The sequence below is a fragment of the [Pantoea] beijingensis genome, assembly GCF_022647505.1.
Taxonomy (GTDB): domain Bacteria; phylum Pseudomonadota; class Gammaproteobacteria; order Enterobacterales; family Enterobacteriaceae; genus Erwinia; species Erwinia beijingensis.
This window is the reverse complement of record NZ_CP071409.1, coordinates 114295-137761: the sequence shown is the minus strand read 5'-3', so window position 1 is coordinate 137761 and position 23467 is coordinate 114295. Positions and strand designations below refer to the sequence as shown.

14 protein-coding genes, 1 tRNA gene and 3 other RNA genes are annotated in these 23467 nt (G+C 51.6%); all 18 read right to left on the bottom strand.

Features of this window, described 5'->3' with window-relative positions; genetic code table 11:
* Window positions 1-141: 141 nt before the first annotated feature.
* The 18 genes from hmsP to eptB all read right to left on the bottom strand — a co-directional run bounded on the left by hmsP (window position 142) and on the right by eptB (window position 23278).
* Window positions 142-2178 carry a biofilm formation regulator HmsP gene (hmsP, locus tag J1C60_RS00615; protein ID WP_206612507.1) on the bottom strand — a complete coding sequence of 679 codons (2037 nt, stop codon included), beginning with the start codon at window positions 2176-2178 and terminating at the stop codon, window positions 142-144.
* Between the two features lie 235 nt (window positions 2179-2413).
* Window positions 2414-3412 carry a family 8 glycosyl hydrolase gene (locus J1C60_RS00610; RefSeq protein ID WP_182611409.1) on the bottom strand — a complete coding sequence of 333 codons (999 nt, stop codon included), beginning with the start codon at window positions 3410-3412 and terminating at the stop codon, window positions 2414-2416.
* A 13-nt stretch (window positions 3413-3425) separates the two neighbouring features.
* Window positions 3426-3872 (bottom strand): cellulose biosynthesis protein BcsD, encoded by a 447-nt coding sequence (gene bcsD, locus J1C60_RS00605; protein WP_128176798.1) that lies wholly within the window; start codon window positions 3870-3872, stop codon window positions 3426-3428.
* A 2-nt stretch (window positions 3873-3874) separates the two neighbouring features.
* Window positions 3875-7819 (bottom strand): cellulose biosynthesis protein BcsC, encoded by a 3945-nt coding sequence (locus J1C60_RS00600; RefSeq protein ID WP_128176796.1) that lies wholly within the window; start codon window positions 7817-7819, stop codon window positions 3875-3877.
* Window positions 7820-7826: 7 nt separating this feature from the next.
* Window positions 7827-9956, bottom strand: a complete 2130-nt coding sequence (bcsB, locus tag J1C60_RS00595) for a cellulose biosynthesis cyclic di-GMP-binding regulatory protein BcsB (RefSeq protein ID WP_128176794.1) — start codon at window positions 9954-9956, stop codon at window positions 7827-7829.
* Window positions 9957-10263: 307 nt separating this feature from the next.
* Complete coding sequence (bcsA, locus tag J1C60_RS00590; protein WP_128176792.1) at window positions 10264-12375, bottom strand: UDP-forming cellulose synthase catalytic subunit; 2112 nt, start codon at window positions 12373-12375, stop codon at window positions 10264-10266.
* A 189-nt stretch (window positions 12376-12564) separates the two neighbouring features.
* Window positions 12565-13362: a cellulose biosynthesis protein BcsQ gene (gene bcsQ, locus J1C60_RS00585; protein ID WP_128176790.1), complete on the bottom strand. Its 798-nt coding sequence runs from the start codon at window positions 13360-13362 to the stop codon at window positions 12565-12567.
* Window positions 13353-13943: a cellulose biosynthesis protein BcsO gene (bcsO, locus tag J1C60_RS00580; RefSeq protein ID WP_128176788.1), complete on the bottom strand. Its 591-nt coding sequence runs from the start codon at window positions 13941-13943 to the stop codon at window positions 13353-13355. Before bcsO ends, bcsQ begins: the two co-directional genes overlap by 10 nt.
* A 458-nt stretch (window positions 13944-14401) precedes the next feature.
* Window positions 14402-15406 carry a dipeptide ABC transporter ATP-binding subunit DppF gene (gene dppF / locus J1C60_RS00575; RefSeq protein ID WP_128176786.1) on the bottom strand — a complete coding sequence of 335 codons (1005 nt, stop codon included), beginning with the start codon at window positions 15404-15406 and terminating at the stop codon, window positions 14402-14404.
* A complete protein-coding gene (gene dppD, locus J1C60_RS00570) occupies window positions 15396-16382 on the bottom strand; it encodes a dipeptide ABC transporter ATP-binding protein (RefSeq protein ID WP_128176784.1) in 987 nt (328 codons plus the stop codon). The genes dppF and dppD overlap by 11 nt, the downstream gene beginning before the upstream one ends.
* 12 nt (window positions 16383-16394) lie before the next feature.
* Complete coding sequence (dppC, locus tag J1C60_RS00565) at window positions 16395-17297, bottom strand: dipeptide ABC transporter permease DppC (protein ID WP_128176782.1); 903 nt, start codon at window positions 17295-17297, stop codon at window positions 16395-16397.
* 13 nt (window positions 17298-17310) lie between these two features.
* Window positions 17311-18330 carry a dipeptide ABC transporter permease DppB gene (gene dppB, locus J1C60_RS00560; protein ID WP_128176780.1) on the bottom strand — a complete coding sequence of 340 codons (1020 nt, stop codon included), beginning with the start codon at window positions 18328-18330 and terminating at the stop codon, window positions 17311-17313.
* A 249-nt stretch (window positions 18331-18579) separates the two neighbouring features.
* Window positions 18580-20190: a dipeptide ABC transporter periplasmic-binding protein DppA gene (gene dppA / locus J1C60_RS00555; RefSeq protein ID WP_128176778.1), complete on the bottom strand. Its 1611-nt coding sequence runs from the start codon at window positions 20188-20190 to the stop codon at window positions 18580-18582.
* Window positions 20191-20916: 726 nt separating this feature from the next.
* A non-coding RNA gene (locus J1C60_RS00550) (RtT sRNA) lies at window positions 20917-21046 on the bottom strand.
* Between the two features lie 36 nt (window positions 21047-21082).
* Window positions 21083-21212, bottom strand: a non-coding RNA gene (locus tag J1C60_RS00545) — RtT sRNA.
* A 35-nt stretch (window positions 21213-21247) separates the two neighbouring features.
* Window positions 21248-21377: non-coding RNA, RtT sRNA (locus J1C60_RS00540), on the bottom strand.
* Window positions 21378-21412: 35 nt separating this feature from the next.
* Window positions 21413-21489: transfer RNA gene (locus J1C60_RS00535), tRNA-Pro, on the bottom strand.
* Between the two features lie 94 nt (window positions 21490-21583).
* Window positions 21584-23278, bottom strand: coding sequence for a kdo(2)-lipid A phosphoethanolamine 7''-transferase (eptB, locus tag J1C60_RS00530; protein ID WP_128175069.1), 1695 nt, complete (start codon window positions 23276-23278; stop codon window positions 21584-21586).
* Window positions 23279-23467: the final 189 nt, after the last annotated feature.

The following is a 23467-nucleotide window of genomic DNA, read 5'->3' as shown; positions in this document are numbered from 1 at the left end:
AGTTACGTCGCGGTAGTTCTTATCAAACGACTGCGCGAAAATAACACCCGATTAACAAGATTGGTATATTCTGACATCGTCTGGGGAATGCATAATCTACTTTTATGAACTGAAACGCTTCAGCTTGAGGTTTCATAACCATTACGACAGGTTAATGTTGGTCGGTTTCTCTCGCTGAACCGGGCAGGATTGGGGCAACCAACGGTTAAAAACATCAAGCGACAATGGCTCAGAATAAAGATACCCCTGCCCGATGGTAATGCCTCGCGCCAGCAACCAGTCCCGCTGCTCTACGGTTTCCACGCCTTCCGCTACCACGTCGATATTGATGATATCAGCAATCGCCGCCACGATTTTCACCATGGCATCATCACCAGGCAATACCGAGACGAAGCTACGATCGACCTTAAGCGTGTTGATAGGTAATGATTTAAACTGATGCAGGTAATGAAGATTGGAATACCCCATACCAAAATCATCCAGCGCAACGGACACGCCCAGGCAACGGAGATCGCTGAGTAACGCGATAGCTTGCTGCGAATCGCCAATCTGTGATGTTTCGGTAATCTCCAATACAAAACTGCCGGGGACAATCCGATGGCGCTGCAACAAATCCTGCAAATGCGCGACCACACCGGGATCGCGCAACTGAATCGCAGAAATATTGACGCTTAGCGGCAGATCTATGCCACGCGTTTGCCAACCCGCCAATATGCGACACGACTCTTCAAAAACCCAGCGTCCCAGCGCACCAATGACGCCAATTTCCTCGGCACCACTGATAAAGTCATCCGGCAAGCTGTAGCTGCCATCGGACTGTCGCATGCGCAACAGCGCCTCCGCACCCACCAGCTCGCCATTTTTCATGTCGATCTGCGGCTGCAAAAAAAGCGCAAATTTCTCCTCTTCCAGCCCCTGCAAAATATCATGCTCCTGTGTCAGGCGCTTTTGCGCCCGCTCAGCCAGTAGCGGGTCGAAGAATAAAATCTGATTTTTTCCCTGATGCCGTGCCGACATCATCGCTGATATCGCGCGCTCCAGTATGTCACTGGCCTGCAAGCCAGCCTCATGCTGCACAATACCGACGCTCAGCGTGGGACGCAGTTGCATATGCTGCAGGCTCACTGGCTGAGTCAGCCGGAGCGTTAACGTTCGGGCCAACCTGATGGCACGGAACGGATTATTCGCCCGCTTCATTAACAACACAAAATCACCCGCGCTAAGCTGCGCCAACACCGTATGGTCGTCAAGGCAATGGCGCATCTTCTCCACCAGTGTCAATACCAATGTATCGCGCTGTTCTTCGGTTACCACACCGGTTGCTTCCTGCAGCGTTTCAATGCGCAATACCATCACTGAAAAGGTGCCAGCTTCACCGGAAGATCTCAGATACTGTTCCAGCAGCGCCAGAAAGAGCATTTTGTTAGGCAGCCCTGTCAGCTCATGATGCGTCGTTTGTCGGCTTAAATCATCATGCAGCTCTCTTAATACCTGTTGATTGCGGTTATAGCTACGGATCAACATGCCAATTTCATCATCCCGATGCAGTAGCGGGATGCTGAGTTTGTGCGACAAAATATCCTGCGGCAACAGCGCCTGCAGCTCGTCAGAGACATCACGTACGGGATGAACAATCAGCCGATTGATGCACCAGCTAATAGCAATTGAGAGAATAAGCGCCAGCAATAGATAGGTCGTTAGCATGGTGGCAATGGTACTCAGGATAAACTGGTATACGCGCCAGGAATCCGCCTGCAACACCAGATACGCCAACGGTTTCGGCGTGGCGGTGCGCTCGATCGAATACAGCGGTACCGTAATCTGCACCGGCAATTCAAATACGCGAGCAATAAACCGTGGAACCGGCCTCTCCGGATCAAAATCAGTATGCAACGCCTGAAACGCGTTAGGTAACACCACATCGGCACGGGTCAAAATACCTGCGGGTTTGAGTGAGTTCAGAATACGTTCAGCCTGCGAAATATCCGCCCTTAGTACCGCCTCAGAAAGAGGTTGACGAACGGTATGTGCGATATTTTCCATTTGCTGGGCGTAGTCAATCCTGCGCTGCTGCACAAAATGGAAAAGCTGGATGACGATAAAAATGCAGATGGTAATCACCGCCACTGCCGATACCGTCGCCATCTGCTTGATCGTAAGCGACCGACTGACGCGCAAAACTATTCTCCATGCCCGATACCGGGAATGATGGGCAAAAAACTGCACTGAGTATATCGTATGAGCGCAGTTTTTTATGCGCAGTGAACAGGCGTAAGCTGCATGTTTAAGTGTTTTCCGAGGAAAATGCCGATAAAAAAGAGAACCCGACAGAATGCTACGCTAAATGATGCTCTGATGTCGGTCATAAATCATCCCGCGGGGGACGAATCCCGAAGCCGCTTATAACCGATAATCAATCCTGTTTTGCTGCCCACACCAGTAATTTCAGGCTGGCAGAATAGTAATCTTCGTTCCCCTCCAGCCGATCGCTAAGCTGAGCGATATCCCCCATAGCAAGGTCCCGCACCGCTAAAATTCCCCCGGCCATTGAATAGGATGCTGGCATATTGCTGATCACATCAATCCAGGCGGGAGTATTTTTCCGTGAATAATTGGCCCAGAAACGCTGAAAAGGCACCATACGCAGGCTGTGTGCGTCGTACCACCAGACATAAAGAGGAATACGGATAGCGTCATAGCTAAAGCGTGGGGGCCAGGCCGTCGCCGGAGCCAAGGTACCGTCAGCGTTCAGCACCACCCAATCCAGCGGGAGATCCGTAGCGCCAAAATGTATGTCACCCAGCACGTCCATACCGTCATCGATCAGTTTATTCCACACTTGCAGATGGCTGCGGCGCGCAAAGTCACGCCAGGCAGGGAATATAAAATAGGATGGGTTTAACACGATATAAGTGGTTTTATTAAAGCCCTGCGCCCCGGGCAACATCAGCGTTTTGCCCGCATAGGTTGTTACATTCTGGCTGATGACGGCCTGCTGAATCTTATCTGACTGCTGTAAGTACCTCGGCTCATGCCAGTGCTCACCAGCGCGAAGCAGTGCCCAGGCAATGAGTACATCGCCGTCAGAGGCATTATTTTTATCGGTAACGGGATGGGTTTCAGCCGGATTATAACGCCAATAGAAAAGGCCGTTTTGCGGGTTGCTTAAATGAGACTGCGTCCACTGCCACAGCCGTTCAAAGCTGTCACGATCGTCATTCTGTACCGCCAACAGCATGGCATAGCCCTGCCCTTCGGTATGGCTCACACCCTGATTGCCGGTATCAATAATGCGTCCGTCAGGAGCCAGGAAACGACTTTTATAACTTTCCCACCCGCTTCCGGCGACAGCTTGTGTACTGCACACTAGCATCATCAGCAACAGTATTCCTTTACGCAGCACTGAACTCATCAGGCACTCCCCACTAACCGTTTTGATAACGGAACAGCAATAACGCATCGTCAGAGATCGCATCACAGACCAGAGACACCGTTTCCGCCCCGCCCTGTTCACGCAACCAGCGGGCATAGAGTCCGCAGAGCACCGCACCCAGCGCGTGACGCCATTGGTTCGCGTCCAGCATACTCTCACCGGCAGGCAATCCACGGTGCTGTAAAACCAGCGCGTTATCATGCGGCTGTAGGTCGATAAATCCCCAGCCAAATCGTGCCAACATCATATTGATTTGAATTTCGAGTTCGCCCACGGTAAGCGCGCTATTCAACGGATAAAGACGTGCCAGGCGGTCTCCCATGTTCTGCAGGAAACCATGGCTTTCCGCTTCACCGGCATTTTCCAACATGCCGCTAACGATGACCCCCAGCAGCTCAAACCAGCCCGATGGATGTGGGTAAGATCGTGATTCTGACATGGTTATTTATCCCCCAGCATATAGCGGAAATAGAGTTGCGCAGTACTTTCGTTAAAGTCGCCGAAGGTGTCATAACCCAACTGCCCACCGACCGTAACATCTTTATTCACCTTATAATCCGCTCCCGCATGCAGGTTATAACCGATACCGTTTTTACTCCCGCCAGAGTAGAAAGCCTCTCTGGCGTATCCATTAGCCACCGCATTCTCCAGCTCGCGTTGCCATTGCGGATCGTTAGGGAAATATGCACTGCGATCCTGCGAGTAGGATTGATAGCCGAGCGAACCACCGATTCTGACGTTTAAGTCATTATATTTCTGGCTAAACTCTATCGGGAAAGAGACGCTAACGTAATCCTGCGGGCTAAAATAGCCGCCCTGGCCATAACTGTAATAACTTAGGTTCTTCGAGAAATCCATCCAACTCATGCTAATACCGGTTTTCAGCTCGCGGTCGTCGTAATGGAAAGGACGAAGATAGGCGCCAGCATTGGCGCTCAGGCTGTTATTACTCGCCACGTTCTCACCAAGGTAACTGTATGCGCCTGCACCCGCGTAAAACCCGGCGTCGCCGTCATCATAGCTTAGCAGCGCATTCCCGCCATTTTTTGTGACACGGCCCCAGCGTTCACCTGAAAGCTTATCCTTTGCACCAACATAAGAGAGCAGACTATCGGTTATCGGGCGGCGCTCACCGGTCAGGATCAGCGTCAAATAATCGGTGATTTTAGGTGACCACTGGATACCACCGACCAGCGTTGTAAGATCCTGTCCCAGCGGCGTGCTGCCGAGATCAATTCTGTATTGATCGCCACTCAATGCCAGCTTCAACTCCACGCCGGAAGCACTCTGCGAGCCAGGAGAATCGACGGTGACTTCATTCAGGTCTGCCTTATCGGTCGCTGAACTCAGCGCGCCCTGCACGCTGTGTAGCGTTGCCAGCCCTTTAGTCGTCAGAGGATTAAGGTCGTCAAAACTGAAATCAGTGCCGTCTGCTTTCTTGACCTTCTCATTTTTCAATGTCTGCACCGCAGCAGAGACTGCCTGCGATAGCGCACCGGTGCCAAAACGCCGGCTGGCTTGTCCGTCAGCGCTGCCCGCATTTAACGAAACCGGGGTTACCGTAAATTCAAAACGGGAATCACCGAACGGCACGCTGGACCAGGTCAGGGGGGCTCTGGCCTCCGTTAATTTGCTGAGACCAGACTCACCATCGCGTCCACGAACCTGAACCCCTGCCTGTGCCCAGGTACCGGTGCGCTGCTGCAAATCATCCATCATGTCGTCGATCTGCTTCAGTGTACGGCTTTGCTGCGATGGGATATCGATCCGGGCCGTCTGCTCACCCATGTCACGATAATCAGTGGCATCCGGACGCTGCTGCCAGGGCATCACGCTACCGTAGGTCGAGGATGAGCGGCGTACCGAAGGCGTACTACGATTAATAAAAGGATTATCCGCCAACGCCAGACCCGCAATGGCTGGTGTCCTGCCTGTTTCCGCGCCCTGTAGCCCTATCATCTGTCCACGCGCGGTGCGCAAATAGCTCAGCGCCTGATTGTGATCGCCCTCAGCTTCGGATACTCGCGCCATCGTAAGCAGTCGCTCCGGCGTCTGCGCGCCGCGTAATCCGCGAGTTAACGCACGCGCCTTAGCAACATCATGTTCGGCCAGCGCAACATCAATCGCCCCGACGCGCGCGTCCTGCGTAGGCGTGTCACGCGTCAGTAAATAGTCATATACCACGCCCGCTTCTTTGTTCATTTTGCCGGACTGGTACAGGCGCGCCATGGCAAACATCAGATCGCTGTTTTGTGGATCGGTTTGCAGTGCGCCAATCAATTTATCGTAAGCCGCGGCGTACTGCTTCTGCTCACGCAGGCGGTCAACCTCATTAATCAGATAACCATTACGGATCCCCGCCAGTTGGGTTGGCGTACTTCGGGCCTGTAGTGCCGGAGTTGTCAGGAAGCGTTGCGCTTCAGCGGTTAATCCCGCCTGATTCAGAACACTAATCTGTGCGGCGTAGTCCCCCGCGTTTCCCTGAACGCCTCGCTGCAGGTTATCCCGCACCACCGCCACTGCCGAGGTCATATCCCCCGCCTGCGCCAGGTTTTGCGCCAGCTTGCCAGCATCATTAGGGTTTGCTGGCGGGTTTGATGCCAGCGCTTTCAGCGTATTCGCCGCCGCGGCATTCGCCCCCTGGGCCAGGTAGCTATCCGCCACGGCCATCTGCAAATTAAAATTAACCCGTTGGCTCAACGCCCGCATCTCGCTGCTCTGATTACGGACAGGAATGCGAGCCAACAGCGTATTCGCTTGCTGCCAGGCTCCGCTTTCACTGGCATTAATTGCGCCTGCGAAGCGCGCATTCACGCTGGCGCTCTGCCCTAATACCGGTTGCATAATATTCGCGGCGGCAACGTTATCGCCCTGTTGACGATAGAGACGAGCCAGGTCGAGACGTAGCCAGGGATCGCTGGGGAAACGATCCAGACCCTGCTGCAAAATGGTTGAAGCTCGTGCGGTATCGCCTGATTCCAGTGCCTGCTTTGCCTGACGCCGCAGTGGCTCACTGGTACTGACCGGACGTGGCGTGACGCTCTGGCGTACGCTATCCGGTAAAGAGGAGAGCAACATATTCGCTTCCGCGCTACGATTTTGCTGGCGCAATACGTAGAACAGCCCTTCTTTGGCGTTACGATTATCCGCGTCATTTTGTAATACCGCGCGATACGCTTGTTCTGCCAACTCCGGTTGATTGGTACGCCGTAACACATCGGCACGAAACAGTTTGGCAGCCGTTCCCTTTTCCCCTTCAGCCTGGATTAATGGCTCACTCATCGCCAGCGCCTGGCTGCTGTCGCCCGATTTTAGTGCCTGTTGTGCATCGGCTAACTGCGCATAAAAGCGCGCATCAGCGGCCTGACGCTGATGTTCTTCCCCCTGTGAACCACCCCGTTTTGCCGCACGCTCAAGATAGTCTGCTGCCGCTGTGTAATCACCACGACGCTGTGCGGCATACCCCAAACCGGCGAGTGCATCGGCATCCTCAGGGTTGTTTTGTAGCACCGTTTCAAAAGCCTGCTGGGCACCAGCCACGTCGCCGCTGTTCAACGCGGTAAATCCCTGTCCCTTTTCCGCCCCACCGACGTTTTTACGGAAATAGTCCATCACCACGCTATCCTGCGGGTGGCGCTGCTGATATGCCTGATAAAGTGGCGCATCATCAGGCTGTGGGCCAAGCCACAGTAAAGCTTGACGCAATGACCGATCGGCATCAGCACTGCCACTCGCCATTCCGCCCAGTACCTGTAATCCTTCGCGTCGCGTGGACTCTTGATACGTTAATGCCTTGCCCAACGCCAGTTGAGCACCATTATCCTGGGGGTGTTGTCCCGCAAACTGCCGCAGGTTATCGATAGCCTGCGGCAACAACGTACGATCGCCAGCCATCGTCAAATAGTATTCTGCCGCTACGCTGGCGGGTGGCTCATTACCGCTAAAGGTATTACGCCACGTTTGTAGCGCGGCGCTGATATTACCGCTGCGTGCCTGCTGGCGCGCCAGCGAAAGCTGAGCCTGAGGGATAGATTGCAGCTGTTTAGCATTATCCAGTTCGCCCAGGCGTGGATCCTGCGGTGAAACCTGAGCCAGGCGAGCACGCCACTGGTCAGCGTCAGTGCTATCACCGTTTTGCTGTGCATAAAGCGCCATCAGATACAGCGCCTGGGCATTGCTGGCGTCAACCATTAAGACTTTTTGCAGCGCATCTTTTGCCAGATCGTCATGTGCACGCTGATGCCACCATGCAGCCTGGTCGAATAGTGCCTGCAGAGCGGGATTATTTTCTGCCGCTGATAGCATGCCGCTAAAAAAGGCGCTTGATAACGTGCTGCTCAGCAACAGAGCGTAACGAATTCTGGCGGTTAAAAGAGGTATTTTCATCGTGTTATCACTTATTATCGCCAGAAGACCCAGGAGCGTTCGGGTGCAGACGTTTCCACGCATGCTGTTTCAACATCAGGTAAGCACCGGTACCCACAATCACCGCTAACACCAGCGCCAACAACGCCATCAGCACCGCATGTTGGTTAGCATACCAAACCACCATCATGTACCAGGGCATTTGACCGCTGGGGAACTGTGGTCCGACACGAAAGCTTCGGATACCATTTTCATCGGTAATAATTGCGGTATCGCCACGGATACCGGCGTTAATACGTGCCGAACCGAGATCGCTATGCAGCCGCAATAGCTGCTGATCGTTACTGGCAATGCTCATGACCACCAACCGATCAGGATTCCAGGGCGAACGGTAGCTAACAAACCCCCGCCAGGATGCATTTGATGAGAAGTAGCGATCGGCATCCAGTTGCTGACGATACCAGTCCCCGGTTAACCAACTACGCACTTTTTCCAGCGTATCCGGGGCTTTTACTCCCAAAGTCTGATTGCTGATATCGTACGGAGAATGGGCCAGCATGCTCTGATTAAATGCCGCCTGCCCCATGGTAGAAACGGCCAGCACATCGCTGTTATGCAAGCGAGTCAGCGCCGCGCCGCCTGTAGGGATACCAAACATGACGCGGTTATGATTCAGTGTGACGCCGGTTGCATTACCGGACCGGCCGGCCATATCCAGCAGTGCGCTAACTTCAGCATCAGTTGGTTTTTCCGGCAGAAGCATCACTGTTTGAGCATAATCTGCCATCCGTGAAAAAGGAAAGGATGCGCCGACAAAATAGGAGAGGTTGGGCAATAAGGTAAAGTGGCGCGTATTGCTAAGATCGATATAGGCATCATCTTCAATACTGCTTTTAATATTATTATTCAATAACACGCTACAAGGCGCATCCGCCTTCGGCTTGATATTAAAATAGAGCTGTAACTGGTTGTCGCCATAAATCAAATAGGGTTCCAGTCTCAGTTGATACTGCTCCTGCCGTGCATCTCCCCCTAATCGCCGCCAGATATTTTCCAGCAGCCCAACTTTATTCACCGTCAGGTTACGCAGGAATGTTCCGTTCAGCGATACGTTAAGCACCGAGTTATTTTCATCGATCCAACTTTCTGACGGAAAACGGTAATTGAGCTGTACCGGGATCGAATCACCATCCCATAAGAACAAGTCAGGTGCTGCACGGAAGTTAACGTGGAGCGCATCATGCCAGATACCGTTCGTGGTTAAGCTCTGATCTTTACGCAACAGCTCACTCAACCGTACCGGACGATCGGTATTAATCCAGCGGGGCGCGTCATAGGCCTTACGCAAGGGGATCGTTTGCTCAGGCACATTCACCCGCGAGACATCCTCATTTAAGGGGACATTAGTGAGACGCCAGGCAGCCTGCCGCAGTTGATGCTCATCTTTCCCCACGACTAACATCAGCTTATACGTAGGATTATCTGGGTTATCAATAATTTGTAGCGTAGGCTCCGCCACTTGCGGTAGCGTCAGGTTACCCACTTTTGTTCCAGGAGGGCCAAAAACAATACCGTTTTTCTCCGGCAGACGATCGCGCAGAACCGGGAAATTGACACCGCGGTAATCCGCCTGAATGCCTGCCCATGACGCCACAATGGCGGCGGCGCTAAGCTGCGCAGGTGTAATCTTTTCAGGGAACGCCAGGGTAATGCTGGCGGTGGTCATCTGCAGCGGATCGATAAACGGGCGTGGGAAATGGCGCATATTACTGCCCATATTGAGCTGCTGGCCTTCCAGAAACAGCTTGGTCTGTGGCAAAACAATGACCTGATAGCGGTCGATGCTGTCCCGCTCACAGAGTAGCTGATCTGCATCATTAACTTTAAAGCTCAGGTTGTTGCTGGAAACAATCATTGCCGCAGGAATATCTAACTGGTAGGTCGCATTATCCCTGTCCGTCGCACTCAGTGGCAGCGTACCAAGCGGCTGGCCATTGAGCATCAGTTGCAGCGATGTATTGCGTTCAGCAAGCGCCGGTGAAACACGCAGCGCCAGCTCAAGACGCGCATTCGTAACAACCTGATCGTTGGGTAGGGTAAAAACGATCCCTGATTGTAGTTGACCACCGCTGAGCACAATCCCCGCCCGTTGCCCCATTTGCGCAACCGTAATCTGGCTGGAGATCGGCTGAAAGAAGCTCGGCGGAGCAACGGGGGCACCCTCGATGGTGCTATCTCAGGCGCTGAGCTGCTCTCCGGCGTAGCGCCGCCGTTCATCGGCGCGTAAGGCGTTTCTCCAGCTACCGCGCGCAACGCGCCCCTCGCCTGCTCAACATCCTCGGGCGGCGGGATTTGCGATAGCGCTTCGCTGTCCTGGGTTACGGCCGGCTCTGCCGCATGGGCAACCTGCATTATCAACGTCGTGCCCAGGCAAAACGCGAATAAAAACTTCATCACGGCCTGCGTCATGCTGCGTGGTCCTCTTGCGTCTTATTCTCTGCAGCACGCGCGGCATCGCGTCGGTCATGACGTGATTTCCAGGTTAGCCAGAACAACTCGAACACGGTACGGATGATCGTCAACAATGACAGCAGCGGATTATCTGGCTTATGCGGTGGTTGGATCCAGGCATCAGCGCGAGCCAGCACCACGCGTACCAATTCACGACGACGTGAGAGAGGGATCTCATCGAACTCTAAGCGAATAACACCTTCGGCTGAGGCAATAGTATGAACCGGAATGGTAATGGCCCCTGATGAGAGCAGCAGTTCAATCGCTTCAATATTGTCAGTTTCATGGCGGTTGTCCGGCGCAATGACCTGCGCACCGCCCATCGAAAGATTCACTGTTTTAGTCCGCGATGCAATGCCGCTGGCATAGTGGATGATCATCGGTATTTCAACATCAATACGGATAGTCTTACGCGTCTGTCTGGTTTCGCGTGCGACAGCAATGGCCGCCATCAAAATAATCAAGCTGAATATCGCCCATCCGACGTTAAGGGCAATCACATAGGGGTCGACACCAAAATAATCATGCGCCACCGCGCGAACGATACCGGCGGTGACCCCAATGAGCAGTAATATCGCGGTAATAACATGCGGACGTACGATATTAAAATCAAAGAAGCCGACGTCCAGCAGCCCACCTTTATCCGTCACGTTAAATTTGCCATGTTTCGGTGAAATCATGGTTAACAGCGTGGGGATGACCAGGTGAAATGCCATGACTGTTTCATAAATCTCACCCCAAAAGGTGTAGCGAAAACGCCCATTCATACGCGAGTTAACATAGAGTGACATCACCAGATGCGGCAGCACATAGGCAAAGATCAGCGAGGCCGATGAATGAATGATATTAAGATTAAACAGCAAATAAGCTAAAGGCGCGGTGAGAAATACCACGCGGGGAAGACCAAACTGAAAGTGCAGCATTGCATTCAGGTAACAGAGCCGCTGCTGCCATGTTAAACCACGACCAAACAGTGGGTTATCAACGCGAAAAATCTGTGTCATCCCTCGCGCCCAGCGAGTACGTTGTATCACATGCAAGCCTAAACGCTCTGTGGCCAGCCCTGCAGCCAGCGGCAGTGCCAGAAAGGCAGAACCCCAGCCAAGGCGCTGCATTTTTAGTGCGGTGTGCGCATCTTCCGTTACCGTTTCAACCGCAAAGCCACCAATTTCCTCCAGGGCCGAACGGCGGATCACCGCACAGGAGCCGCAAAAAAAAGTCGCATTCCAGTTATCGTTACCCTGCTGTACGGGGCCGTAAAACAGGGCTCCCTCGTTAGGAATATGGCGAGCAGCACGCAAGTTACGTTCAAACGGATCGGGTGAATAGAAGTAGTGCGGCGTTTGTAGCAGTGCCAGGCGAGGATCTTTCAGGAACGGTCCTACCGTAGCTTGTAGAAAAGCACGAGTGGCAACGTGATCGCAGTCAAATACGCAGATCAACTCACCTTTAGTAATTTTTAGCGCATGGTTAAGATTACCCGCTTTAGCATGCGAATTATCTTCACGCGTAATATAGCCAACGCCTGCATCGGCTGCAAAAACGGCAAATTCACTACGCTTGCCATCATCAAGCAGGTATATTTTTAATTTATCGCGCGGGTAATCAATACACTGCGCAGCCAGCACCGTATCGCGCACGACGCTCAAACTTTCATTGTAAGTCGGAACATAGACGTCGACGCTCGGCCACAGGCTAATATCATCAGGCAGAGGCTCAATAGTGCGTTTAAGCGGCCAGCTGGTTTGCAGAAATCCCAGGATAAGGATCAGCCAGACATAAAGTTCTGCGATAAATAAGCCAGTCCCGAGAATCGCTTCAATTTCAGAATTAAAGTGCAATGTCTCTGTCGCACGCCAATAAATATAGCGTGTCGACATCAGTGCGGAAAGTATTACCATCACAACAGAGATGTGCTTGCTTTTACTGAATCCCAATAAAAACATAATTGTGATACTGATCAAACCAAATATGTATTGTTTCTGACTATCCATCGGCGTGATGATAACCACTGCTGCAACTGGAAATAACATCAGTAGCAGCACATAAAACAAAACTTTATTCATGGGGCATCCTGAAAGCAGGGATTAATATTTTGGGGGTGAATACGCCTGGCCTTTCTTTTGCCCTTAAGTCGCGTAAGAGACGGTAGTCAACGCGATAGAGCCATGGCAGCCCTCGGTTAACCAACCACTCCGTTCCTTATGCCGGATAGGGCTTATACTGATTACATACGAAGATTAATATCGCCAGGTTTATTGTGAGCGTAACGCGGCATACACTTCACCATCACCCACCTTAATATTCAGCAATCCGGCAATGCGTTTGCTCACCAGTTCGATATCGAACGCCGCGGTTGATACCGGGTTAAAATCGAAAACAGAACGCTGTGAAGCATTCGCCTCCGCAACGCTTTCATCGCGATGAACCACGCCCACCAGGCGTTCACCCAGGCGCTGCTGCATAAAAGCGGTGACGTCACGACTTATATTTCGCCGCGTATCACTTTGGTTAAGCATGAAGTAATGACCATGCTTATTGTTTAACGCCGTACCTATCATTCGCTCATTTTCTATTTGCGGCAGCAGTGAGAGTGAGGCGGTATCCGCCAGCATCACCACCAGATGTAAATCGGCAATTTCGGTCATGGCTTTTAACGCAGAACTGGGGCCTGGAGGAAAGTCCGCCACGATGACCAGCCCGGGATAGTTTAATACTGTGCCCAAACCCCGCTGAAGAAAATGCGGATTACGGGAAAGATTATTTTCAAATTCAATGCGTTGCTCTTCTGTGACATCACCATAAGGCAAGACGAAAATATTTCCGCCCGTAGTAAGAATCGATTGGCTCCAGTCAGCACTGTCACTTGCGTTGGCAACATAGCCACGGCTATCCGCTAAAGGCACACCAAAATGCAAACGCAGCGCATTTTGTACATCAAAATCTATTGCCAACACTTTGCTGCCACCGCGAGCCAGCGCATAGGCCAGATTTGCCGCCACGGTTGTTTTACCCACTCCACCTTTCGGTGAACACACGCAGACTAACGGCATAAAGCAATCTTCTCTAACAAAGGTTTTAACAGAGTATCTTTGGTCATCACCACGCGATTAGCCGTCCCGGTTGCACTGAACAGGGAAGAATACCGTGGCGTTGGCTCAGCATGTTTAGTCGGCGCCACAGCCGCCGCGACGGGGCGCTGCTGCCCGTTGGAGATCGGCGCTGAGGCTACGCTATCCGGCCGTTCCATCGCCGGTGGCTGCTCTACTGCCGCACTCTGAGAGACGGCTGCGGGTGTCGTATTAAGCTCTGCAGCAATGCTGTCCAGCAGCGACCCGCGAGCCGGAGCTGCTGCAGATGGCGCCACGGAAAAGGCAGGCTTTCCACTCGTGCCCGAGGAAGGTGCTGAAAGGGGAGCGCTAAACGTATATTTATCTACCGGCTGAGGGTGAATCAGGTCGATGCTTTGTCCCTGACCCAGCACGGGTTCAAGCGTATCGTGACTTAAGAGCTGCCTGATGATTGCCCAATGAGTGATATCAGATTCGCCTGCCTGCTCAGACATATCCTTGAATTTGATATCATTTGTTTGAGTTTTTTCTTTAAAACGCTGCAAATCATCATAACTTTTCATAAGATGTTAAAACATTTCAGGCGTGAATTTAGCAAAATATAGCATATTAATTTCTGTCCGTTCAGATTATTCCGACAATATGTCGTACCCGTGCCAATGAAGTTTTCTATCCCCTCGATTCAATAAATAAATGATACCCATATCAAATTATTATTAATCATTTCTTTATCTCACCTAAAATATCATTGGCAAAAATAATTTCTCAGCGGAAATAAAAAAAAACACCCCAACTATATATATCCTGAATAGTCCGAGCCGCTGAGAGAATCAACATGGTTCACAGGAGGGATACATAGAGGGAACGATCAATGATAAAACCAATAAATTTTCAGCGTTAAGTTGGGCAAGAACAGATAAAAAAGGCCGATTTGCATCGGCCTTTATGGCAGGAAAAACACGTTATTTGAAATATAGGGCGCCGGGCACCCTCAATCGATCCTGACGTGGCTTCGCCGATACTATCCGGCGTTTTGCTGCTCATCCTGATCGACAGCAAAGCAGGCAATCTGCTGCCCACGATAGTCTTTCAGTTGGGGCTGTAATTGCGTACAAGGCCCGAATCGGCGGTGACAGCGCGCATTGAATGCGCAGCCCGGTGGCGGATTCAGCGGACTGGGTAATTCCCCCGTCAACTTTATACGCTGGCGACGCTCGTCCGGATTCAAGCGTGGAGTTGCAGAGAGCAACGCTTGGGTATACGGATGACGCGGATTCGAGAATATCGCTTCCTTACTGCCTTTCTCCACACAGCGCCCGAGATACATCACCATCACTTCATCGGCAATATGCTCCACCACGGACAGGTCGTGAGAAATAAAGACGTAAGACAGTCCCATTTCCTGCTGCAGGTCCATCATCAGGTTCAATACCTGTGCCCTGACCGAAACATCGAGCGCGGATACCGGCTCGTCGGCAATCAATACATCAGGGTCCAACATCAAACCACGCGCGATAGCAATACGCTGACGCTGACCGCCCGAGAACATATGCGGGTAACGATCGTAGTGTTCCGTTTTCAGGCCAACTTTCGCCATCATCGCCAGCGTCTTTTCACGCCGCTCGGCCTTGCTCAGGTTGGTGTTAATCACCAGTGGCTCTTCGAGGATCTGGCTGATCTTTTTACGCGGATTTAACGAACCATAAGGATTCTGAAACACGATCTGAATCTTCTGACGACGCAGACTCTGCGCAGCCGGGTCCGGTTTTAACAGATCCTGCCCCTGATAAAACAGCTGTCCTTCGGTTGGCGTTTCAATCATCGTCAGCAGACGGCCCAGCGTGGATTTTCCACAACCGGACTCCCCCACCACGGCCAGCGTTTTACCGCGTTCCAGATCGAAAGAGACACCGTCGAGCGCTTTGACCAATCGCTCCTGGCCAAACAGGCCTTTTTTAACCGGATAATGTTTTTTTAAATCTATCGCCTGCATCAGCAGCGATGCATTAGCTTGTTCAGGCTTCATAAGTTGGTCTCCCGGCATCATCCAGTGGGAAATGACATTTGGACTGACGCCCCGGAATATCACGTAATTCAGGCTCTTCAGTGCGGCAGCGATCGGTCGCGTACGGACAACGAGGGTTGAGTAAACAGCCGTTCGGGCGATCGTATTTACCCGGCACAACGCCCGGTAATGAGGCCAGACGCGCTTTATCTGCGGCAAACTCCGGCAACGCCCGTAATAACGCCTGAGTATAAGGGTGACGCGGTGCCTTAAAGATATCGACCGCTTTCCCGGTTTCAACCACCTGCCCGGCATACATCACGATGATGTGCTGCGCCGCCTCGGCAACCAGTGCCAGGTCGTGGGTGATTAGGATCAGCGCCATATTCTCCTGACGCTGCAGGTCGAGCAGCAGCTCGATTATTTGTGCCTGAATCGTCACATCCAGCGCAGTCGTCGGCTCATCGGCAATCAACAATTTGGGGCGACAGGCAATGGCCATCGCAATCATGACGCGCTGACTCATCCCGCCGGATAGCTGGTGCGGATAAACATCAAGCCGCGATGCCGGATCGGGAATACCTACCTGTGTTAACAGATCGATTGCGCGCTGACGACGCGTGCGCCGGTTGCCGCCCTGATGAACCTTGATCGCTTCCATAATCTGGAAACCCACGGTATAGCAGGGGTTCAGGCTGGTCATCGGATCCTGAAAGATCATCGCAACTTCGGAACCCACCAGTTGGCGACGTTCTTTTTCAGAGATCTTTTGCAGGTCACGTTGGTTAAACTCCAGCTTATCCGCCATCACTTTGCCGGGGTAATCGATCAGGCCCATAATCGCCAGCGAACTCACCGATTTACCCGATCCGGACTCCCCGACAATACCAACAACCTGCCCTTGTTCAACCTGGTAACTGATGCGGTCAACCGCACGAAACGGTGCTTTTTCGTCGCCGAAATGCACCGATAGTTTGTCTATATTTAATAACGCCATCTCGGTGCCTCTTTACTGCTTGAGTTTCGGGTCAAGGGCATCACGTAAGCCATCGCCCATCAGGTTAAATGCCAGCACGGTCAGCAGGATCACAACCCCAGGGAAGGTGACCACCCACCAGGCACTTTGCGCATACTGTAATACGTCGGAGAGCATCGTGCCCCACTCCGGCGTGGGCGGTTGCGCACCCATACCCAAAAAGCCCAAAGCGGCCATGTCGAGGATAGCGTTAGAAAAGCCAAGCGACGCCTGAACAATCAGCGGGGCCAGGCAGTTTGGTAAAATATTGACGAACATCTGACGCATCGCGCCCGCGCCCGCCACGTTAGAGGCCGTTACATAGTCGCGGTTCACCTCAACCAGTACCGCTGCACGCGTCAGACGAATATAGTGCGGCAGCGCAACAAAGGTCAGTGCGATGGAAGCGTTAACGATGGATGGGCCAAAAACGGCCACCAATACCAGTGCCAGCAGCAAGCTTGGCAGCGCCAGCATAATATCCACCAGCCGCATAATAGCCGCATCAACAGCACCGCCGATATAGCCAGCAACCAAACCAAAAATCACGCCAAAGACCAGTGAAAGTACCACCACCAGACAACCCACCAGCAATGACAGACGCGCGCCATACATCAGACGGGACAACACATCGCGCCCGACATCATCGGTACCCAGCAGGAATTGCCAACTGCCCCCGTCTTGCCATACCGGCGGATGCAACAGTGCGTCGCGGAACTGCTCAGCCGGGCCGTGGGGCGCCAGGACATCCGCCAGAATCGCAATAAGGAGCATTAATATGACGTAAACCAGACCAACCACAGCCCCTTTGTTACGCTTAAAGTAGTGCCAGAATTCCTGAAAAGGGGTCATCGGCTTTGGCGCAGCCACTATGCTGCCCGGATTAATTTGAGACATTCCGTGAGCCCCTCTATTTCTTGTGACGGATGCGCGGGTTAACCACGCCATAAAGCAGATCAACCAGCAGGTTAACCAGAATAATCAGGATAGCGACCATCAGCACACCGCCCTGAACAACCGGATAATCACGACGCTGCAAAGCTTCAATCAGCCAGCGTCCAAGCCCCGGCCAGGAGAAAATGGTCTCTGTCAGAATGGCGCCTGCCAGCAATGTCCCCACCTGAAGGCCGATAACCGTCACCACCGGTAACATCGCATTACGCAGCGCGTGGACGATGATCACGCGCATACGCGTCAAGCCTTTGGCGCGGGCAGTCCGAATATAGTCCTCGCCCAGCACTTCCAGCATCGCAGAGCGCGTCATACGTACGATAACGGCCAGTGGAATGGTGCCCAGCACGATGGCAGGCAGAATCATATGCATCACGGCATCTTTAAAGTCGCCAGGCTCACCCCAAATGAAGGTGTCAATCAGCATAAAACCGGTCAGCGGCATCGAATCATCAAGGAAGACCGCATCGCCTACCCTGCCGGACACCGGCGTGAGGTTGAGCTGCACCGATACCAGCATGATCAGCATAATGCCCCACCAAAAGATCGGCATGGAATAGCCGGTCAGTGAGATGCCAACAGCAGTATGGTCAAAAATAGACCCGCGTTTAACCGCAGCCAGAACACCAACGGGAATGCCCACCGCCACGGCGAAAATCATGGCACAGATGCCCAACTCCAGCGTGGCTTTAAAGCGCGGCACAAACTCATCCCAAACCGGAATGCGGCTTTTCAGTGAAATGCCCAGGTCGCCATGTAATACCCCGTTGATATAGGTGAGATATTGCTTCCACAGCGGTTGATCCAGCCCAAGCTGAGCCATTAATGCGGCATGACGTTCAGGAGACATCCCGCGTTCACCGGCCATAATCAGTACCGGATCGCCAGGAATCATATGTACAAATGCAAAAGTTAAAAGGGTAATACCAATAAACGTTGGGATAACTAACCCCAAACGTCGGAGTATGAACTGCAACATAATCCGGATTCTCTGTAATCTCCTGTCGCCCGTAGCGAACAGGATTCTATTTGCTCACATCCAGCGTCAGGGTAAACCCTAACGCGACGCAATTACATTGCGCCTTTACCGTTTTTTCATCCCGGAAAAGGGCCGAGGGAACCTCAACCCATCAATGCTGCGAATAACGGTTGCCGTATCCAGCAGCATCGCACATGTCAAACGACTGAAGGGCACCTGTTGTCGCCCTTCAGCGTTCAGGAGATCGACTTATTCGCTGATATCAACGTTTTCGAAGTGGTGTTTACCTAATGGATCAACCACATAGCCAGAAACTTTCTTGCTGACCGGTTCAAATACCGTTGAGTGGGCAATGATCAGCGCAGGTGCCTGATCGTGCATTACGACCTGAGCCTGTTTGTAATAAGCGATACGTTTGTTCTGATCGGATTCCGCACGTGCGGGTTGGATCTGATCTTCAAACGGCTTATAGCACCAGCGTGAATAGTTAGACCCGTCTTTCGCTGCCGCGCAGCTGAATAGCGTGGCGAAGAAGTTATCCGGATCCCCGTTATCACCCGTCCAACCCATCATGACCGACTGATGCTCACCTGCTTTCGCACGTTTCAGGTACTCGCCCCATTCGTAAGTCACGATATTGGCTTTCACACCCACTTTCGCCCAGTCAGCCTGGATCATCTCAGCCATTCGGCGCGCATTTGGGTTATATGGACGCTGTACCGGCATTGCCCACAGATCAATAGAGAAACCATCCGCCATACCCGCTTCTTTCAGCAGGGCTTTCGCTTTTTCCACATCATAAGGGTAATCTTCAACGGTATCGTTGTAGCTCCACATGGTCGGTGGAATCAGGTTCTTCGCGGCCTGGCCTGCGCCCTGATAAACCGCATCAATAATCGCTTTCTTGTTCACCGCCATGGTCAGTGCCTGACGGACTTTGACATTATCGAGCGGTTTTTTCTCAACGTTAAAAGAGAGATAGCCAACGTTCAGGCCCGGTTTTTCCATCAGGTTAATATTCGTGTCCTGCTTCATGCGGGCGATATCAGCCGGATTCGGATACGGCATTACCTGACATTCGCCTTTTTGCAGCTTAGCGTAACGGACTGACGCATCTGGCGTAATGGAGAACACTAAGCGGTCGATTTTTGGCTTGGTGCCCCAGAAATCCGGGTTAGCTTTGTACAGAATGCGGGAATCTTTCTGATATTGCAGCAGCTGGAACGGCCCCGTTCCGACCGGATTCAGATCGACTTTCTCTGGGGTACCGGCCTTCAGCATATTGTCAGCGTATTCAGCAGACATGATGGAGGCGAAATCCATTCCGAGATCGGCAATGAACGGCGCTTCAGAACGCGTCAGCGTGAAACGGACAGTATAGTCGTCAACTTTTTCGATTTTGCTGATCAATGCAGGCATATCCATGCCTTCAAAATATTCGTAACTGCCGCCGGAAACGTTGTGATACTTATTATTTTTATCCAGTTGGCGCTCGAAGGAGAACACCACGTCATCAGCATTGAAATCACGCGTTGGCTTAAAATCTTTCGTGTTCTGCCACTTCACGCCTTTACGCAGGTGAAAAGTGTAGGTTTTACCGTCAGGGCTGATATCCCATTTTTCAGCCAGGCCAGGCTGAACTTCAGTGGTGCCAATTTTGAATTCGACTAAGCGGTTGTAAATCGGCACGGAACTGGCGTCATAGGTGGTGCCTGATGTGAACAGTTGCGGGTTAAAACCTTCAGGCGAACCTTCTGAGCAATAAACAAGGGTTTTCGCCTGGACACCTGCGGCAACGGTCATAGCGATCAGACTCAGACCAACCTTCAGCACCCCTGATTTAGCCAAGGAAATACTCATGCGTGTGCTCCAATTGTGATGTGTTGTTGTGTGCGTTACGCCCAGCCTGTGTTTTTTTAATGCGGCTGATACGTGAATGCCCGTAGGCATGAATGATGCGAACAGATAACTGATGAAAGTCTGACTCCATGAAATCAAGCAGACGAATCCGCTTCCTTTCGCCTCATTGAGGCATCAATTTGTCAACAGATTCAAGCAACGTCAATACAACTGTCATGTATTTACACAGAGTGTGAGAAACAGCAAGCAAACATAAAAAAAACCTCTTAATAACAAAAATAGCGAAAAAGTTTGCTATGAGACAAAAAAACCAGACAAACACAGTGCTTTTAAAAATGTAACCAGTTTTTTACTTCATTAAAAATCATTGAAAAATGGTCGCTAAATGCTGAAGGAATGAACGATTAATTTTGCGAACTCACTGAGAAGCAGCTAAATATTCTGCAGGCATGGCATAAGAAAGGGGGCATAAACATCAGAGCAGGCATAATTGTTCGCATGACGAATTAAGCCACAAGCGCAAGCGTAGCAAGGGGTCGCTGCCATCTTTAAGGGATAAACCAGATTACAGTGTGTTATCCGGCCGTATTAGCTGAATAATTCACATGACAGAATTGCCGCTAAGCCGGGAGCGCTGCGCTCGGCTCAAACCTCCTTCGGAGGTTCTCATCCTCTTTATACTCCAGACGAAAAAAAACCTGCTTTAAAAAGCAGGTTTCTTAAATATGGTCGGCGAGAGAGGATGACCGCTCTCTTCGAGAGCCGCCCTGCGGGCCGTTGCTGAAGCAACGTTGTCTCGCTGCGCTCGGCTCAAACCTCCTTCGGAGGTTCTCATCCTCTTTATACTCCAGACGAAAAAAAAACCTGCTTTAAAAAGCAGGTTTCTTAAATATGGTCGGCGAGAGAGGATGACCGCTCTCTTCGAGAGCCGCCCTGCGGGCCGTTGCTGAAGCAACGTTGTCTCGCTGCGCTCGGCTCAAACCTCCTTCGGAGGTTCTCATCCTCTTTATATTCCAGACGAAAAAAAACCTGCTTTAAAAAGCAGGTTTCTTAAATATGGTCGGCGAGAGAGGATGACCGCTCTCTTCGAGAGCCGCCCTGCGGGCCGTTGCTGAAGCAACGTTGTCTCGCTGCGCTCGGCTCAAACCTCCTTCGGAGGTTCTCATCCTCTTTATATTCCAGACGAAAAAAAACCTGCTTTAAAAAGCAGGTTTCTTAAATATGGTCGGCGAGAGAGGATTCGAACCTCCGACCCACTGGTCCCAAACCAGTTGCGCTACCAAGCTGCGCTACTCGCCGATGGGGGCGCATGTTACTGCTACGGTTTTAGAGCGTCAATGACTTTCTGTGAATATCCTCACAAGCGCCTGGAAAGCAGCCAGCAAAGCAGAAATCACTCAGCCTTTTCCGCAGATCCCGATGCCGGTGCCTGACACCAGTTATTTGCCGCTTTAATCCCACCATCAGGCGAGGTGTAGCCTAAGCATCCAAGAATGCTATCAAATAACTCAACCTGCCTGTGAGTCTTACCGACACGCTGCTGGGCCTGCAACCGCTCAAACGCCTGCTGATGATTGCTGTCCTGCAAATATTTATCCGAAGCCCACACAATCAGTGGCACACGGAATTGCTCCGGCGGTGCCATATCACGCGGTGTGCCATGCAGATGCATATTATCGCTGATCGATTCACCGTGATCGGCAGCGTAGAAAACAATCGCTTTCTTATCACGCAACTGGTCGAATACGTTATCCAGCACGGTATCGGTATACAGTACCGAGTTATCAAAGGCATTGATTAACTGCTCTTTACTACAAAAATCGTCAACGCCCTTACACTCCGGTTGATAACGCGCAAACGCCTGCGGATAACGCTGCGAATAGAGATAGTGTGAACCTTTCGTATGCAGCACGACTAAGTGTTTACCCTGTGGATGTCGATCGAGAGAAGCTTTCAACTCCGGGATTAGCAACATATCATCGACGGGTTTTCCCTGATTGCGTTTCTCAGAACCAATCTGCTCGCGGAAAGCATAGTTATCCACATCCGTATTGTTGTAAAACCAGGCTTCGCTTTGCATGGCAAACAGCTCAGAGCTAAACCCCAGTTCCTTCATAACGGCAAAGACATTTTGCTCTTTCAGCGTCCTCCCTGGATTGTCCATCGTGCCGCCTTCACGCACGAACATGCAGCGTAGTGAGAGTTTAGTCGCGGTATCACAGGACTCCCCTCGAAAAGCGACCAGGTTTTTCTCTTTTGACAGTTTTGGCGTGGTATCACGATCGTAACCGAGCATGCCCATATGATCCCAGCGCGTGGTTTCACCAATCACAAACACCACATAAGTATCATCAATACCGGGCGGAGCCACGTAAGTGAACTTCTTAGCAGGATCCAGCAGTTCCTGGCTATCCAGTGACTCATCGGCGCGCGTATAGGCAAACAGCCCCAGCGCGGTTAGCCAGTTAGACGGGAGATATGAATGGGCAACCACACCGCCATAACTGGGTAAATCAATATTGGTGACCTTTTCGTGTGCCGATTGCAACGTATCGATATAACGCAGAGGCAGATAAACCATCGCCGCGGCCGCCACTAAAATCACCAACGGCTTCACCCGATGTCCCGGGGTTTTCAGCTGTTCAAGTAACGTTAAGCTCAGAGTATTGCGCCAAATCATCAGCATCGGTATCAAGCTGACCAGCACCATCCAAAGAACAAATTGATAGCCAATCACCTCTTTCGATAGGTCAATATCCGTTGTCATAACCGAGGCAACAACGCCATAGCCAATGACCACATTGAAAAAAGCCATGTAGTAACTGGAAGCGACTGAGATTAGTAACAACAATGTCGCGAGAATACGCCAAAATATCTTCCCGCCTAGCGAAAGCAACCGCATCAGGAAGAATGTCAGTAGCACGATCGCCACCACTTCAGCGACGACAGAGAACCAATTGGTCAGCGTAGATTTCGTCAGAAAAGGCTCGAAGCGTCGGTAAAAAATGGGCAAATTTAGCAAAATGCCAATATAAAGAGCCAGCAGTAACGACAGTTTCTGCTGCGATAACGATTTAATATAATTCATTCAACCTTTTCCTGGCATGGCTTAAACAGTTTCTAACCGATAATCAGACCGTATTGTTGCCACGGAGTTCGGAAGAGACGGTAATTAAGCACTCGGAACGGCTTATTCCAGACAAGACTGAAAATGAATGATATTGAGGTAATAACAATAATTCGTCGAAAATGGCGGGTATTTTTCGTGATTATGCCA